This is a genomic window from Sphaerisporangium rhizosphaerae, assembly GCF_042665155.1.
Lineage (GTDB): Bacteria > Actinomycetota > Actinomycetes > Streptosporangiales > Streptosporangiaceae > Sphaerisporangium > Sphaerisporangium rhizosphaerae.
Map to the genome: position 1 here is coordinate 1 of NZ_JBHTCG010000109.1, position 591 is coordinate 591.

A 591-nucleotide genomic window follows, 5' to 3' on the forward strand; every position below is an offset into this window, starting at 1 on the left:
CTTACATTCCAATTTGTGGAACAGAGCAAAGAGTAGATAATATAAAAGTTGGTTTTTCTTATTGTGAAGGAACAAATTTACCAAATGATTGTGTAAGTCCTAAATGAAATATTGAAAATCCTTATAAAGCAATCGTAACGTTATTTAAAAATAATACAGTTTTTTCAGAACATGAATTTACTTTATCAAGCTTGTATTTTTACGAGACCTTTACGAACGTGTCAGTATCAAGTGGTTCTATTTTCAAAGCAAGAGTTCAGTTTTTTAGGAAAAAAAATTTATGCATTGGATATGAATTACTAAGAGATATATATTCATCAAATTTAACAGTTCCTGTTTTAAATGGAACTCCTGATTTTAATATAAACGGGATACCCATTCCTATTGATGGTTCAGCTATTCAGGCTTGTATAAGTAACATTAAAATAAATGCAGGAGCAACAAGTTGTGAAACAGCTTATAATATAACTGTTGAAGAATGTGATCAATATTGGAATAGAACTTATGACTATGAATTTGGTGTCTGGCTAAATGGTGAAGCTCCAGATAATATTAATTTGCAAAATATAGCTTCAACCTATAGTGTTCCAC

General features: G+C 29.6%; 1 protein-coding gene. It reads left to right on the forward strand.

Annotated elements, in window-relative coordinates; translation table 11 throughout:
- Window positions 1–218 precede the first annotated feature (218 nt).
- Window positions 219–591 (forward strand): hypothetical protein (locus ACFQSB_RS40295; RefSeq protein WP_380832642.1); only part of this gene is annotated, 373 nt, incomplete at its 3' end.